The sequence below is a fragment of the Anaerotignum neopropionicum genome, from assembly GCF_001571775.1.
Lineage (GTDB): Bacteria > Bacillota > Clostridia > Lachnospirales > Anaerotignaceae > Chakrabartyella > Chakrabartyella neopropionicum.
In genome coordinates, this window is record NZ_LRVM01000004.1 from 238,275 (window position 1) to 253,516 (window position 15,242).

Sequence of the window (15,242 nt, forward strand, 5' to 3'; positions counted from 1 at the left end):
ATGGACGGAGAGCTGAATAAGAAAACAATTCTAATTGCGGATGATGCTGAACCGAATCGTTTATTGTTAAAAAAGATTTTTGCCGCCGAGTTTTTTGTTGAGGAAGCAGCAAACGGCCTGGAAGTATTAGAGAAGCTTCGCCAGTTATCGGATGTGGCAGTTTTAATATTGGATATTATGATGCCGCAGATGGATGGCTTTGATGTGCTTAAGGCTATGCAAAAAGACGAATATTTCCGTACAATCCCAACAGTAATGATTACTGCAAATAATGAGGAGGATGTTCAAATCCGAGCGTTGTCTTACGGTGCAACTGATATTATGACAAAGCCCTTTAACCCTCAAATTATTCTACATCGCATTAAAAATATTATGGCCCGCAAGGAATCGGAAAGGCTTGCAGAGCAAAATAGAGCTTATGAGTTAGAGCTGCGCCTTATGGATACCGACGAAAAATCGGGACTCTTTAATAAAAATGCATTTCATCGCTATACAGCGAAAATGCTTCGAAAAAATCCCAACAAAAATTTCGTTTTAATTCGATGGGACATTGACAACTTTAAGGTATATAACGATTGGTTTGGCACTGAGGCCGGAGATGCATATTTGAAAAAGATTGGAGATTTTTTTCGTTGCTATAAACAAAATAATTCCACAGTTAAGACCTATGCCAGATATGATGCGGATCACTTTGTATGCTGCCAAGAGGCGGATGGCTTTGAACCGGAGAAGGTTACAAAAGTTATAGATGACTTCATGTCACAGTTGAAAACCTTGGATTTTGAATATACACCTCGTGTTGGATTATATTTCATTACCGAGCCTACGTTAGATGTGGCTTTGATGTGTGATCGTGCACTGCTTGCTTTGCGTTCTATTAAAGACAGCTATGGGAAACGCTATGCTTGGTATGACGATTCTATGCGAGCAACCATGCTTGAGCAACAGGAAATTTTAAATGAAATGGAGTTTGCCTTGAAGGATGGACAATTTGTTCCATATTTTCAGCCTCAATATAATTACGAAAATGGTAATCTAATAGGGGCTGAGGCTTTGGTTCGTTGGGAACATCCAAGAAAAGGTGCAATTTTGCCATGTAAGTTTATTCCGTTGTTTGAAAGAAATGGTTTTATTTCCAGAATGGACGAATATATGTGGGAGCAGGTTTGTATACTGCTGGAAAATTGGCGAGATGAGGGACTGCCTTTGGTGCCGATTTCTGTAAATGTTTCTCGTAGAGACATTTATAATCCACACCTGGTAGAAAATATTCTTAATTTGCTTCACAAATATAATTTAAGTCATGAGTTATTGCATTTGGAAATTACTGAAAGTGCATATACACAAAATGCAGAGCAACTGGTAAATACGGTGAACCTGCTTAGAAAACATGGTTTGGAAGTACATATGGATGATTTTGGAAGTGGGTATTCTTCATTAAATATGTTGCAAAATGTCCCTGTTGATATTTTGAAGCTGGATATGAGATTTCTTGGGAATGATTATAAAAATGAAAGAAGTGGAAATGTTTTAAATGCTGTTGTGCGCATGGCAACTGCGTTAAGGCTTCCCGTGCTTGCCGAGGGTGTGGAAACAAAGGAACAAGCGGATTTTTTGAAAAGCATCGGTTGTTTATTAATGCAAGGCTACTTTTTTTCCAGACCAATCAAAGTTGAAAATTTTGAAGCGTTATTAAAAAACAAGCAAACAAATTCAGGTTTAACGGAAAACAATTTGGAAAGCATTGAAAACTCCATAGATTTACTGAGTTTTTCTTCCCAATCCACCTTGTTGTTTAATTGCTTTGTGGGCGGGGCAGCTGTTGTAGAATATGACAGGGGAAATAAATCACTGACAGCGTTAAGAATCAATGATGGTTTTTTTGAAGAAATTGGTATAAACAGGGCGGAGTACATGGAAAAGGGACAAAGTGTTTTTGATTTTTATGAGGGTGAAAATAGGCAGTTGGTTTTTTCTATGTTTGAAGAGGCAATTAAAACAGGTAAGCATGCGCGCTGTGAAGTAATGGCAAAGCCCAAAATTATTTCGATGGATTATAGATGGTTTAAGCTGTGCACAAAGCTTCTGATGACAAGTGTCAACAAACATTTTTTTTATGTTGCCATTGAAAATATTACAAAAGCAAAACGCAAATCCATAGAAAAGGAAAAAGAGGTAGAATGGCTAACCGCTGTGGTAAATAGTGTGTCGGGTGTGGTTTTGGTGCTGGATGTGGCGGAGAAAGTGGAAATTTTATATAGTAATGTTGCTGTGGACGTGCTGCTTGGATATTCTCAAATTGCGTTAAAAGAGTGCTTTGGTAATGATTTTCTTTTGTTAATTCATCCTGAGGACAGAAATAATGTGGAAGCATGGCTTCGTCAACAAAAATTTGGTGAAAAAATAGTTAAAAGCGTAACATGCCGGCAAATTTGCGAGGATGGCAGCTGGCGTTTGGTTAAAATTACTGGGAAACTCATGGGGGCGGTGGAAAATCAATTTTATCTTTGTGCCCTTGTTGAAGCAGTGGAAATGCCAAAAGAGATAAAATAGCGTTGACTACAAATTCAAAAAAATGATTTTTGTTTGACAAAATGAAACTGTAAAAAAGTGACTCAAAAGAGTCACTTTTTTATTTCTCGAGAAAAGTCGGTGTTTCAGTGAAAAAATGGAAAAAGTGCCAACTTTAAAAAATATTGATTAAAATATGCAGAACAAAAGGACAACTTCATTTAAGTCTAAAAATTACAGAGCAATTTGAAAAGAAAATGACGATATTTGCAAGGTATAAATTACCGCATTCAGGGGGAGATTTTTAATAGCTTCAACTGAAATGGTTTACCATTTCTGCTACCAAATTGCTTGATAGGAGTGAGCATAATGGGCTATTATGGAAAGGTAGAAATCAGCGGAATTAACACTTCAAATTTACCTATTTTAAGCGGCATGGAGGCGAGAGAGCTTTTTATTAAATATCGAGAAGGAGACGAATCAGCAAGGGAAAAATTGATTGAAGGTAATTTGAGGTTGGTGTTAAGTATTATTAAAAGATTTGAAAACAGAAATGAAAACATGGATGATTTATTTCAGGTTGGCGTGGTTGGCTTAATCAAAGCCATAGACAATTTTGATATTAATATGCAAGTGATGCCATCGACATATTGTTGCCCTATGATTATTGGAGAAATACGGCGTTATCTCCGGGATAATAATTCTATTCGGGTAAGCCGCTCATTAAGGGATACTGCATATAAAGCGCTTCAAGCCAAGGAGCGCTTAATGGCAGAACGAGAAAAAGAGCCATCGTTAGAAGAAATTGCAAAAGCAATGGGTATTTCTCGCGAAAGTGTTGTAACGGCAATGGATGCAATTCAAGATCCTGTATCCTTGTATGAACCTGTTTACCACGATGGTGGGGACACTCTTTTTGTGATGGATCAAGTGAGTGATGAAAAAAATGGAGACAAGCTATGGCTTGAAAATCTTTCGCTAAGCGAAGCAATGCGCCATCTTTCGGAACGTGAGAAAAAAATAGTTGCGTTAAGGTTTTTTGAGGGGAAAACGCAAACCGAGGTGAGTACGGAAATTGGAATTAGTCAGGCGCAGGTAAGTCGTTTGGAAAAAAGCGCATTAAAGCATATGCAAAAATATGTGTAAGATAATAGACAATCCGCCAAAAATCATGTAAAATGTAGGTGAACTATAGGGAAAATGGAAGAATGCATTGGCATACAAGAACATACTTTTTACAATTCGTGAAATGATTAGATTTTTATGAAATACAAAGATGCTTCGTTGCCAAATGCTTCAAGTAAAAAGAAAATACTTTTTTGAAATTGTCGTTGGTTTTAGGAGGAAGATGATATGAGAATTTGTGCGGATGATACTGCGGCAGTGGTTATTGATTTTCAAGAAAAATTAGTACCCGTAATTAGTGGGAAGGAAGAAATTTTAAGAAAATCAGCTATATTGGTTCAAGGCTTGGCGGAAGTTGGTGTCCCCTTTGTGGTGTCACAGCAATATACAAAAGGGTTGGGCGAAACTGTTGAGGAGCTTACCGGTGTAATTGACTCTTTTCATTATATGGAAAAAAATACATTTAGTTGTTTTGAATGTGAGGAAATTGCGGATTGGGTGAAAGCACAAGGAAAAAGGACAATTTTAGTTTGCGGTGTGGAAGCTCATATTTGTGTATTGCAAACGGTGATTGATCTTTTGGGTGCTGATTACCGGGTGTTTGTTGTTGCTGATTGTGTTGGCTCAAGAAATCCATATGACAAAGAAATTGGCTTGGAGAGAATGAGAGTAGAGGGGGCCATTTTAACAACCTGCGAGGCTGCATTGTTTGAATTAACAGGTGGTGCAAAATCGCCTTATTTTAAAGCTATTTCCAAATTAGTAAAATAAAATTAGCTTTGGCAAAAGAGCGATAAGCGGCCGGGCAGTGGCCTGAGCCGCTTTTTAATGGGTTTATACAGACGTTTTTTTGCTGTGAAAATTTAGAGAAACACCGTGCAATTCACGGCGGACGCTTTGTGTACCCATCTGCTAACATCTTTTCTGTCAGCCTGCACAAAAATGCTCGCCAATACATCCGGTATTAGCTGTGCTTTTTGTTTTGTTTGACGAAAAATTTGACTGCACATCTGGGCACAAGAATTATAAGGTGTTTTCTTAGGTGTTTTTTAGTCAGCAAAATTCTGGCCGACTATTTTGCCATTAAATCCCTGTGAGTATGCGTAAGCATTAAAATGATTATTAAATTTTTTATAAAAGAAAGATTTTTAAGTTTCAAATAAGGAAAGACCGGTATTATTTAATAATGATTAAATTGTATTAAAGTCTATGTGGAGGAATTGAAATGAAAGCAATGGAACACTTAAAAACCATTACACACCATAGACAGCTTGTACGTCAGCATTGTTTTCAGGTGGGGCTTTATTGGCAAGGGTTGACCCACGATCTTTCTAAATTTTCACCTACGGAATTTCTGGTGGGTGCGAAATATTTTCAAGGGGATCGCAGCCCAAATAATGCGGAACGGGAGGACAAAGGATACTCCAGTTCATGGTTACACCATAAGGGAAGAAATAAACATCACTTTGAATACTGGATTGATTATAGCAGAAGCCGTGAGTGCTTGTTAACGGGAATGAAAATGCCGGTGCGCTTTGTGGTTGAAATGTTTATGGATCGTATTGCAGCCTGCAAGACCTACCAAAAGGGTGGTTATACCGATGCCAGTCCTTGGGAATATCATAAAAAAAGTAGGCTTGTGCATGAAATTATGCACGAGGATTCCTTGCGCCTATTGGAGCATTTTTTGCGTATGCTTGCAGAACGTGGAGAGGAAGCCACCTTTGCGTATGTGAAATGGTTTTTAAAATGTGAAAGAAAACGTGCATTTAAGCAATTTATAAGCAGTCATTTAAAGGAGGAGAATAGGAAAAGTGAATCGTGAAAAGGTTGTTGTGGGGCTTTCCGGTGGTGTAGACAGTAGTGTGTGTGCTTATTTACTTAAACAGCAGGGTTATGAAGTCCTGGGAGTTACAATGGATTTGTGGCCAAGTGAAAATGGCAGCAAAGCAATAGAAGATGCGAAGAGGGTTTCTGAAAAGCTTGGTATTCCCCATTATGTTTTGAATTTCAAAGAAGAATTTAAAGAAAAAGTTGTTGATCATTTTATTGAACGATACTTTTTGGGGCTCACGCCAAATCCATGTGTAGTGTGCAATCGTTATATCAAAGGAGAGGCGCTTTTGCAAAAGGCACATGAGCTTGGGGCAAGTCGCATTGCCACCGGGCACTATGCAAAAGTAGAAAAGCACCCCTTAACAGGACGCTATGCAATTCGCAATTCCGTAACGGCTCAAAAAGATCAGACATATGCGTTGTATCGGTTAACGCAAGAGCAGCTGAAAGCAATGCTGTTACCTATTGGCGAGTATACAAAGAATGAAGTGAGAGAAATTGCCCATCAGATTGACGGATTTATTGCGCAAAAAGGCGACAGCCAGGATATTTGTTTTATTCCCGACGGAGAATATGCATCTTTTATTGTCAATCAAAGCGGGAAGAATGGAGAAATGGGCGATTTTGTGGATTTAGAGGGTAGCATTCTTGGAAAACATAAAGGAATTATTCACTATACTGTGGGACAAAGAAAAGGGTTAGGCATTGCCTTTGGTAAGCCCATGTACGTTTACAATGTGGATCCAAAACGAAATCAAGTTGTTTTATGCGCTAACGAAGCTCTTTTTCAAAAAAAGCTGTATGCAGGCCAGCTGGCAAACATGGCAGTGGAAAAATTTGAGGATGGAATGCGGTTACAGGCCAAAATTCGTTATGGGAACAAAATGGCTTGGTGTACCATAAAAATGATTGATGAGGATAGATTGGAATGCATTTTTGATGAGGCGCAAAGGGCAATTACACCGGGACAATCCCTTGTTTTATATGACGGAGAATATGTGGCCGGTGGTGGGATTATTCTTCCTCATCATTCTTGAAATTATTCGAAATTTCATTTATTTTTCGCTAAAATTTTATATAGATACACAAAATGTTAAAAGCAAGTATTTGTTCATTGCGGTAGCTTTCGGCTTATGTTATGATTAATATGGCAATTTTTCCGTTGTTAAAATTAAATGTATTAAATTGGAGGAAGAAATGAATTACGTGAATATACTCATACCGTTTATTGGTGGGCTTGCCATGTTTATTTTTGGCATGAATTATATGGCACAAGGCTTACAAAATGCAGCTGGCACCAAAATGAAGGCAATTCTGGAAGCTTTAACGCAAAACAAAGTGATGGGTGTTGCTTTGGGTGCCTTGGTAACGGCCATTGTTCAAAGCTCGTCGGCAACAACTGTTATGGTGGTTGGTTTTGTTAACGCAGGCTTAATGAATTTAACACAAGGCATGAGCGTTATTATGGGTGCAAATATTGGTACAACAGTAACCGGATGGTTGGTTTCCAGCTCTGAATGGGCAAAGATTTTTAGTCCAACGACCATTGCTCCCTTGGCGGTTATGGTAGGTGTAATTTTGCAAATTTCCGGTAAAAAAATGAAGCATAGGGAAGTTGCATCAATCATTATTGGGTTTGGTATTTTATTCATTGGTATGCATTCGATGTCCAGCAGTGTGTCCCCTTTGAGAGAATCACAGGTATTTAAAGATGCATTTACAACTTTAGGACAAAATCCTTTGTTAGGTATTTTGGCGGGAGCTTGTGTAACTGCCATTATTCAAAGCTCCTCTGCGGCTCAGGGCATCTTGCTTTCTCTTGCGGCAACGGGTTTAGTGCCCATGAATGCGGCGGTTTTCATCATCATGGGACAGAATATCGGTACTTGTGTTACTGCGTTAATCAGCGGTATTGGTGCTGGAAAAAATGCAAAGTGCGTTGGGTATATGCATTTAATGTTTAATATCATAGGTACGGTCATATTCAGCGTTATAGCTGTAGTGTTTTTTAAGTCTATCAATCCAGAAGCGGGGGCAGGGATTATTTCCCAAACAAAAATTAGTGCAATTCATACTGTCTTCAATATTGGTACAACTTTGATATTATTCCCTTTTTCAAGCGCACTTATTCGTGTGGCTATGAAGCTCAATGGTGTTGTTGAAAGTACAAATGGTGACGAAGGGCAGCTTCTTCATTTGGACAAGCGTGTTTTGCAGACACCAAGCCTTGCCGTAGAAGGTGCGAAGCTGGAAACCATTCGCTTGGGACGCATTGCAAGAGAAAATCTTGGCCGTGCCTTGGAAGCATTGCACACTTGTTCGCCTGAAATAATTGAAGAGGTAAAACAAAGAGAACGTGTTGTGGATAGAGTTTGTGATGGCATTTCGGAATATTTGATTAAGCTTTGCACGCTGCAAATCAGTGATAGAGAAAATCTGATCGTAACATCCCTATTAAATACTATTAGCGATATGGAGCGTGTAGGTGATCATGCGGAAAATATTGCTGAATTGGCTGAAGAAATGACAAAAGAAGAGTTAGCGTTTTCCCATAGTGCCCTAGAAGAATTAGACGAAATGATTTGTGCCGCACTTGCCAGTTATGATAATGCTTTAAAGGCCTTAGAAAATGATGATATTGCATCGGCGGCAAAGACTGCGGTATATGAGGATCAGGTTGATGATTTGGAGAAGAGATTGCGTGCTGGGCATATTGAACGACTTTCCAATGCGGAATGTAATGTTAATGCGGGCATTCATTTTCTGGAGGTCCTGGCAAATTTGGAGCGTATTTCCGACCATGCTATGAATATTTCTCAGGTTGTTTTAAATGAGCATAGATATAATAGAAATGTATATGTGAAGAATGAAGGGACTGAGGTGGATTAAGGGAAATGCTTTTCCCTTTGAGAAGTCTGATGTCTTGAAAAAAACTTGTTTATAAGAATTATTTGCTTTGTTTTATAAGAAAATGTATTAATTGGCATTTAGGAGAGCCTCGCTTTTTGGACAAAAAAATCTAAAAAGCAGGGTTCTTTTTATATCATTCCGAGGGAGAATGTATTTGATTAAAATAAAATTGAAAAAGTTTTTTAGTATTTAGGAGGAGTGTTCCAAGAAATCTTTTTGTCAAGGAATAGGGTGTCGATAGCTTTGAATAGAAAAGGCAAGATGAAAAAAGGAGGCAATCAAGCACTATTATTATGATAGGTTTGTGGGCTGTACTCTTATGAAATGGATTTTCTTTAAATTCTTTAAGGGATGGAAGGATTTATTTTTGTTTGGCAGGGAGGACAAACCTTATTTTCTGTTGATTCCAAAGCTAATTAAAGTGATTTTAGTAAATCAACATAAAGCAAAAGCATCAAGACAAAACTATTGATGCTTTTGCTTTATGTTGGAAAATATTTTTTTAGAGCAACATCGTACAAGAATAAAGAGGGGAAATGTGGTACACTAGAGATCGGAACAAAGGGGGGGTAATGATTTGGTAAAGGAAACAAGAATAGTGAAGTTTGATACAGAGCTGAAAATTGAAGCCTATCATTTTCAAGGGATTATGCAAAAATTCCCCAATCATTTTCATGATTATTATGTTATTGGCTTTATTGAAAATGGCAGCCGTTATGTATCATGTAAAAATAAGAGTTATACTGTAGAGCCGGGAGATTTGGTGCTGTTTAATCCGGGGGATAATCATGCTTGTGAACAGATTGATGGGAAAGCCTTGGATTATCGATGTATCAATATTCAGCCGGAAGTAATGCGGCGGGCAGTTTTTGAAATAACTGGGGTTGCGGGCTTGCCCTATTTTACGAACCAGGTGGTTTTTCATAGCGAAATGGTTTCAATTTTAAAAGAGATGCATTTGATGATTATGCAAGAGGAAAAGGATTTCAGAAAGGAAGAGATATTTTTATTGCTGTTGGAACAGCTGATTGAAGAATACACGGAACAAGAAGTGACGACTTCTAGGGCTGAACAAAGCTGTGAAATAAAGGTTATTTGTGAATTTTTGGAACAAAATTACATTAATAATATTAAGCTGGAGGATTTAAGCAATTTGACCGGTTTTAGCAAGTATTATTTGCTGCGATCCTTTACCAAGCAAAAGGGAATTTCTCCGTACAGCTATTTGGAAACCATACGCATTGGGAAAGCCAAAAGGCTTTTGGAGCAAGGCGTGATGCCCATCGAGGTTGCGATGCTTACCGGTTTTACCGATCAAAGTCATTTTACAAATTTCTTCAAGAAGTTTATTGGTCTTACGCCTAAGCAATATTTAAACATATTTAAAGGGATACAGGAATAGTTGAATAGGAGAAAAAAATGAGCGAAAAAAAAGAAACCACCGGTCACTTACTTACCGTTATGACAATTATAGTTTGGGGCACTACCTTCATCTCAACGAAGGTGCTGCTTCAATCAATGACACCTGTTGAAATATTATTTATTCGATTTGCAATAGGTTGGATTGCATTGTCCCTTGTTTATCCCCATAGACTTAGGTTTAAAGAAAGAAAACAGGAGATGTATTTTGCGGCAGCAGGTTTATGTGGCATCACCCTTTATTATTTGTTGGAAAATATCGCATTGATGTATACATTTGCTTCAAATGTTGGTGTCATTATATCCATTGCGCCATTTTTTACCGCTGTTTTTGCCCATGTATTTTTAAAAGAAGAACGGCTGACGTTCCAATTTTTTGTGGGTTTTTTGATTGCATTTACTGGAGTTTTTTTGATTAGCTTTAATGGCTTCAGCGTTTTAAAGCTAAACCCACGAGGTGATATTTTGGCGGTTCTTGCAGCAGTGGTTTGGTCAGTGTATTCAATTTTAACAAAGAAAATTGGTGAGTTTCAATATAATACGATTCAAACAACTCGGAGAATTTTCTTTTATGGTCTAGTGTTCATGTTGCCCTCATTAAAAATATTTCAATTTAATCCAAGTGTTGTTGTACTTATTCAGCCTACAAACCTATTTAATATACTATTCTTAGGGCTGGGGGCCTCTGCATTATGTTTTGTTACATGGAATGCGGCAGTTCGTATATTAGGCGCAGTAAAAACGAGTGTATATATTTATTTGGTACCTGTCATAACGATTGCAACGTCTATAATAGTATTGAAAGAAAGAATCACAGGGATGGCGATGTTAGGCGTGATTTTGACACTAACAGGGCTATTTATTTCTGAGAATAGAATCACATTTAAAACAAAAGAAGGGCTTAATAATGAATAACCCTAATAAAAGTGGACGATGCTGCGCTGGGTTCTTTGCGGCGAGGGTATAAAATAAATTGTTCTTTTAGCTAATCCCAATATAATATAAATGAAAGAGTGGATGCATATGGCTACGAAGTCGGATCAGCGCTATTTTTAGTTTCATCAACAGTAAGAAAGGTGATTTACACCACCAACGGAATAGACTAAGAGAAACAACTTGTATAAAATGAGTGAATAATTATGAGGCGGAGTTTTAGGTCGTTTAAAGGATCTATAAACTCTGCTTTTTATGTTGCAAAAAAGTAATAAACAGAAAATTTTCATAGAGCTAATTATATAAATTTAACAAAACTTTTGCAATATTACATCACAAATCTTTGGACAATGGAATTATTCGAAGAAAGCTTTTATTCGAAATTATTTTTATCCAAGTTGTCCATTGTATTTTAAAACGCAAATGGATGAAAAACTCTAAAGTTAGCAGATGATGAAAAATTTCCCATAAAGTATTTAATAAGACATACAAACGAGGTAAGCTTCCGGTTATAGTTTGTGCTAAAGATTGACAGAGAAAGGGATTCTATTTTGTCTGTGCTAATTTGTTTCCTATGAAATAAAAAAAGGTTGGCAGACATGTTACAAATTTCAACCGAAATGCATATTAATATAATGACAGAGTTTTGCTTGCGATGGGAAGAAAAAACGAAGGGAAGTAGGATTTGCGTATGTATGAAGAAATTTTGGTAGATAAAGTTGTTTGCAGCGAATTGTTTAAGATGTCGGATTACAAAAAAATGTTAAAATCGAAAACATTGTAGTTCCCGAAAAAAGTACCGCAGGGGGTACTACAGAAATTTCTGTATTGGATTGTACGCCCATAATAGATAAAGAACAGGATATGCTGAAGGCCAAAATGACATTGTTTATTCAAAAAAAGCTGGTGGTCAAAACTCCGGATTGCAAAGAATTCCCTTTGGAATACGGATTCAGGATTAAAAGAAAGGTTTGTTTTAAAAACTGTACGCCCAGCAAATTATGGGAAGTGGATCCTTATCTTTTGTGCGGCCTAGAATGCCGTGTTATCGATATAACAATTAAAGATATTGTGACGCTCCATCCTTCTTCGGCAGATGCGCCCGTAGCCTCGTTTGATGATTTGTTGATGGTGGGACTGCATCTAAAGCTAGTTCAGCAACGTCAGCTTACTGTGCCCATTCGTCAGACTCAAGAGTATTCACCTGGGAATGCTTTTGGTTTTAAGCCTTTTCTTTTGCCCCTTGCTGTTTTGTTTGCCACTATGTCCAAAAAGAAACAAGACCTTTTTGCCGCAATTTTGTTTAACGTAGCATCTTGTCCAATACATACTTTATTATCATTCACGATATACAAAAGGATGCATAAAATATAATATAATCAAACACCAACTTGACTTAGATATCCTGTCTGAAGCTGGCGTACGATTAACTAAAAAAGTATGGGATGATAATAATGCAAATTGAAAAAATTTATACAACTAAGGTTTGGGCTGATGAAATATTTTATAACAGCCAAACCATAGCAGATGTTACTTTTACAGCACCGGCAGGTACGGTATTTGCAGCAGGAGCAACAATATTGGGCACTGCAACGGTTGCCGTAGTCAGCACCGAACCACATGTGGATCTGATAACAGGCACGGTAACAGCTGATGTGGAGTTTATGGTTCAAGAAGAGCTTACCGCACAGGTAGGCGCAGCTCCTGACCCGCTAGTCGATTTTCCGCTTGAGTATGCGTTCCGTTTTAGTGAAACCTTAAGTTTCCAGAAGCTCACATTTCCGCCGGGAACTACAGACACAAATTTGCAGATTCAGGTATTTCGTTTTACAGGCACCGTTACTATTGATGATATAGTAATGGAAGAAGACGCTTCAGAGGGTTCCTTTACCAATATTGTAAACACTATGACGAAGCTCAAGGTAACTGAGGACATCCAGGCATTCGTTACACTTGGTTCTCAGCCTTATGTGCAGACATCGGATGTAGTAGTCCCTGACTAAATTTAAAGGGGCTTCATACAATCTAAAGCTTTTTTTATAAATAGTTTGTATAAATTTACAACGGTATGAGGCGAAAGGAGTTTGTATGCGTGAATTAATTGTATTTGTTTTGGGTCAAATTTTGGGGATTTTATGGGCACTGCTTATTATAGCCTTTTATCCGGCAATCGTAAGAAGGTCAAATTATGAAAGTCAAAAGTTAGCCGATAGATCTGTGTCTAAAACCGCTTTCAATAAGGATGTTTTACAGTTTGAAGAAAAAACCGCTAGTGGCGGTATGTCTGTACCCAAAGGAACAACGCAGGCTAAAGTGAAAAAAGAGGCCGTTCAAGCGGTAGGGACCGATAGCTCGAGAAACCTTCCCGGCCATCTTCCGTATTCACAGACCACTATTTTGGTAAAAAAAAAGAAAGAATAGATGTGCAGGGATGCCTTGGATTTAAAAATCAGCCTTTGCCTTATACAAACTGTTTGATATATGTAAAAGGGGGAGCATCTCAAATTGGACATGCTGGAAAGTGTGGTTATCCTAGGAAGTACCTTAAACCAATATTAACCTTCAAGTCAAAGTAACAAAAATTACTTTGGCTTAAAGGTTTTTTGTGTTAAAAAGCATAAAGCAGTTCCTCGATAGACAAGCTTTACAATATTTAATAGATACTAAGGCAACAGCGCATAAAGTGAATTTTTGCGGACTAAACAAAACGCATGGCAGAAAATGAGGACTATCTTGCTTACGATAGGCAGTTTTTTATAAATTTTGCTATTTAGAAATTTAATGCGAGTAAACGCCCCATTACAAGTTTTGTAATGGGGCGTTTTTTGTAATTTTAAGAAGATATTACACAGTATATTTCATACTATATTCTGAAATTATGTATAATGATATTGTTTTATTATATATCAACGCCGCACTATTTGTCAATTTGTATGAGTTTTTTGGTAAAATTAATAGAAAAAAGAAGAAATAATGTAATTTATTAGCAATTATTGTATTGTTGACAGATTTTTTTTTCATTCGCCGTCAAAGACACCGTCATAAGAATAACAATTGTAGAAGGGAAGATCAGATAATGGCACGCAGAGGAGAAAACATTTATAAACGTAAAGATGGACGTTGGGAGGCAAGGTTGCTTATTCAGAAAGGAAAATATAAATATTTTTATGGAAAATCATATAAAGAGGTAAAGATGAAAATGCGTTCATTTCAGGAAAATCCAAAAAAATTAGAAGAAGAACAGATTATTGAAGATGAGAATGGAACAAAACTGTTAGAAAACTGGTTGGAAAAGCAAGTGCGTGTGAGAGTTAAGCCTTTGACTTACGAAAGTTACTATCATTGCATGAAAAAACACATTCTTCCGTTTTTTCAAAACGAACAAGAAGACCAGATTACCGAAGAAACGGTTTTGCAATTCATTAAAAAGCTTAGCGAAAACACACTTCTTGCAAATACCTCTAAGAAGAAAATTCTTACAGTTCTCAAAATAGCGTTGAAGGACGTACTGAAAGAAGAAATAAATTGGACATTGATTTTCAAGTCGGTAAAATTGCCAAAACAGGAAATGAAGGAAGTAGAAGCTTTTTCCCTCAAGGAACAGCGAAGCTTGGAGTCCGCGGCGCTATGCTCGGAGGATCAGCGCGCCTTGGGCATTATTTTATGTCTATATACCGGTATTAGGCTTGGGGAGCTTTGCGCTTTAAAATGGCAAGATATTGATAGAGAAACCAGATTGATGTCAATCACAAAAACAGTATCAAGGGTCAAAAAATTTGACGGTGGTTCGAAAAAGACTGAATTGGTGGTGGGAACTCCCAAAAGCCGAAATTCGATGCGTAAAATTCCTTTGCCTGATTTTTTACTAAAGCTGGTGGAGAAGCGCAAATTATATGAAGAAAATGAAAATGTATACATTTTATCAGGTACAAATACACCCATCGATCCACGCAAGATTCAAAAGTTATATAAAGACCTACTTAATGAATCCCATTTGCCAGATCGAAAGTTTCATGCAATCCGACATACCTTTGCCACACGGGGCTTAGAACTAGGGGTGGACATTAAAACGCTTAGTGAAATATTGGGGCATTCCAGTGTTTCTATAACGCTTAATATTTATGCTCATTCCTTAGTGGAGCAAAAAAAGGTTGCAATAGAAAAATATAATATTATGTATGTTGAGGTGTCTGATTCCAAAAAATTCGCCGTCTGAATTCGTGGTATTGTTTTTAAAAAAGCTATAAAACAAGGATTTTTGCAGACATTACACAGTATGAAATATACTGCGTTTTTTTGCACCATTTTAATATTTTATATGTTATTTCAAAATGGAGCAAATTATACATATACTTAAGTGCAAGGTGGCAAAGTCAACTGGTTTTCTGCATAAATCCGTCACAGCCTACTCGGATATGCGATGAAAGGAGGTTTAATCCAAGGCTGCGCAAAAGAAAATGGTAGGGATACTTCAAAATACCGGACAATACTTTGTTTTATGAATGGTT

At 37.4% G+C, this 15,242-nt stretch carries 12 protein-coding genes; all 12 read left to right on the top strand.

What is annotated here, in order from left to right:
• On the top strand, positions 1-2,553 hold the full coding sequence (locus tag CLNEO_RS08370) for an EAL domain-containing protein (protein WP_066087242.1): 2,553 nt from the start codon (positions 1-3) through the stop codon (positions 2,551-2,553).
• Between the two features lie 324 nt (positions 2,554-2,877).
• Entirely contained in the window at positions 2,878-3,657 is a 780-nt protein-coding gene (gene sigG / locus CLNEO_RS08375) for an RNA polymerase sporulation sigma factor SigG (protein WP_334292150.1), read from the top strand.
• A 207-nt stretch (positions 3,658-3,864) separates the two neighbouring features.
• Positions 3,865-4,407 (top strand): hydrolase, encoded by a 543-nt coding sequence (locus CLNEO_RS08380; protein WP_066087248.1) that lies wholly within the window; start codon positions 3,865-3,867, stop codon positions 4,405-4,407.
• Positions 4,408-4,861: 454 nt separating this feature from the next.
• Positions 4,862-5,461 carry a DUF5662 family protein gene (locus tag CLNEO_RS08385; protein ID WP_066087252.1) on the top strand — a complete coding sequence of 200 codons (600 nt, stop codon included), beginning with the start codon at positions 4,862-4,864 and terminating at the stop codon, positions 5,459-5,461.
• Positions 5,451-6,509: a tRNA 2-thiouridine(34) synthase MnmA gene (mnmA, locus tag CLNEO_RS08390; protein ID WP_066087255.1), complete on the top strand. Its 1,059-nt coding sequence runs from the start codon at positions 5,451-5,453 to the stop codon at positions 6,507-6,509. The genes CLNEO_RS08385 and mnmA overlap by 11 nt, the downstream gene beginning before the upstream one ends.
• A 160-nt stretch (positions 6,510-6,669) precedes the next feature.
• Positions 6,670-8,361 (top strand): Na/Pi cotransporter family protein, encoded by a 1,692-nt coding sequence (locus tag CLNEO_RS08395; RefSeq protein ID WP_066087258.1) that lies wholly within the window; start codon positions 6,670-6,672, stop codon positions 8,359-8,361.
• Positions 8,362-8,959: 598 nt separating this feature from the next.
• Positions 8,960-9,784, top strand: a complete 825-nt coding sequence (locus tag CLNEO_RS08400) for an AraC family ligand binding domain-containing protein (protein WP_066087262.1) — start codon at positions 8,960-8,962, stop codon at positions 9,782-9,784.
• 17 nt (positions 9,785-9,801) lie between these two features.
• On the top strand, positions 9,802-10,716 hold the full coding sequence (locus CLNEO_RS08405) for a DMT family transporter (protein WP_066087265.1): 915 nt from the start codon (positions 9,802-9,804) through the stop codon (positions 10,714-10,716).
• 897 nt (positions 10,717-11,613) lie between these two features.
• Entirely contained in the window at positions 11,614-12,108 is a 495-nt protein-coding gene (locus tag CLNEO_RS08410; protein ID WP_162266466.1) for a hypothetical protein, read from the top strand.
• Between the two features lie 80 nt (positions 12,109-12,188).
• Complete coding sequence (locus CLNEO_RS08415) at positions 12,189-12,737, top strand: hypothetical protein (RefSeq protein ID WP_066087271.1); 549 nt, start codon at positions 12,189-12,191, stop codon at positions 12,735-12,737.
• An 85-nt stretch (positions 12,738-12,822) separates the two neighbouring features.
• Positions 12,823-13,155 (top strand): hypothetical protein, encoded by a 333-nt coding sequence (locus tag CLNEO_RS08420; protein WP_066087274.1) that lies wholly within the window; start codon positions 12,823-12,825, stop codon positions 13,153-13,155.
• Between the two features lie 655 nt (positions 13,156-13,810).
• Positions 13,811-14,950: a tyrosine-type recombinase/integrase gene (locus tag CLNEO_RS08425; protein WP_066087277.1), complete on the top strand. Its 1,140-nt coding sequence runs from the start codon at positions 13,811-13,813 to the stop codon at positions 14,948-14,950.
• Positions 14,951-15,242 lie beyond the last annotated feature (292 nt).

Coding starts and splice junctions, on each gene's coding strand:
- CLNEO_RS08385 (WP_066087252.1), top strand. CDS start 4,862: ATGAAAGCAATGGAACACTTAAAAACCATTACACACCATAGACAGCTT.
- CLNEO_RS08415 (WP_066087271.1), top strand. CDS start 12,189: ATGCAAATTGAAAAAATTTATACAACTAAGGTTTGGGCTGATGAAATA.
- CLNEO_RS08405 (WP_066087265.1), top strand. CDS start 9,802: ATGAGCGAAAAAAAAGAAACCACCGGTCACTTACTTACCGTTATGACA.
- CLNEO_RS08380 (WP_066087248.1), top strand. CDS start 3,865: ATGAGAATTTGTGCGGATGATACTGCGGCAGTGGTTATTGATTTTCAA.
- CLNEO_RS08395 (WP_066087258.1), top strand. CDS start 6,670: ATGAATTACGTGAATATACTCATACCGTTTATTGGTGGGCTTGCCATG.
- CLNEO_RS08420 (WP_066087274.1), top strand. CDS start 12,823: ATGCGTGAATTAATTGTATTTGTTTTGGGTCAAATTTTGGGGATTTTA.
- CLNEO_RS08425 (WP_066087277.1), top strand. CDS start 13,811: ATGGCACGCAGAGGAGAAAACATTTATAAACGTAAAGATGGACGTTGG.
- CLNEO_RS08410 (WP_162266466.1), top strand. CDS start 11,614: ATGACATTGTTTATTCAAAAAAAGCTGGTGGTCAAAACTCCGGATTGC.
- CLNEO_RS08370 (WP_066087242.1), top strand. CDS start 1: ATGGACGGAGAGCTGAATAAGAAAACAATTCTAATTGCGGATGATGCT.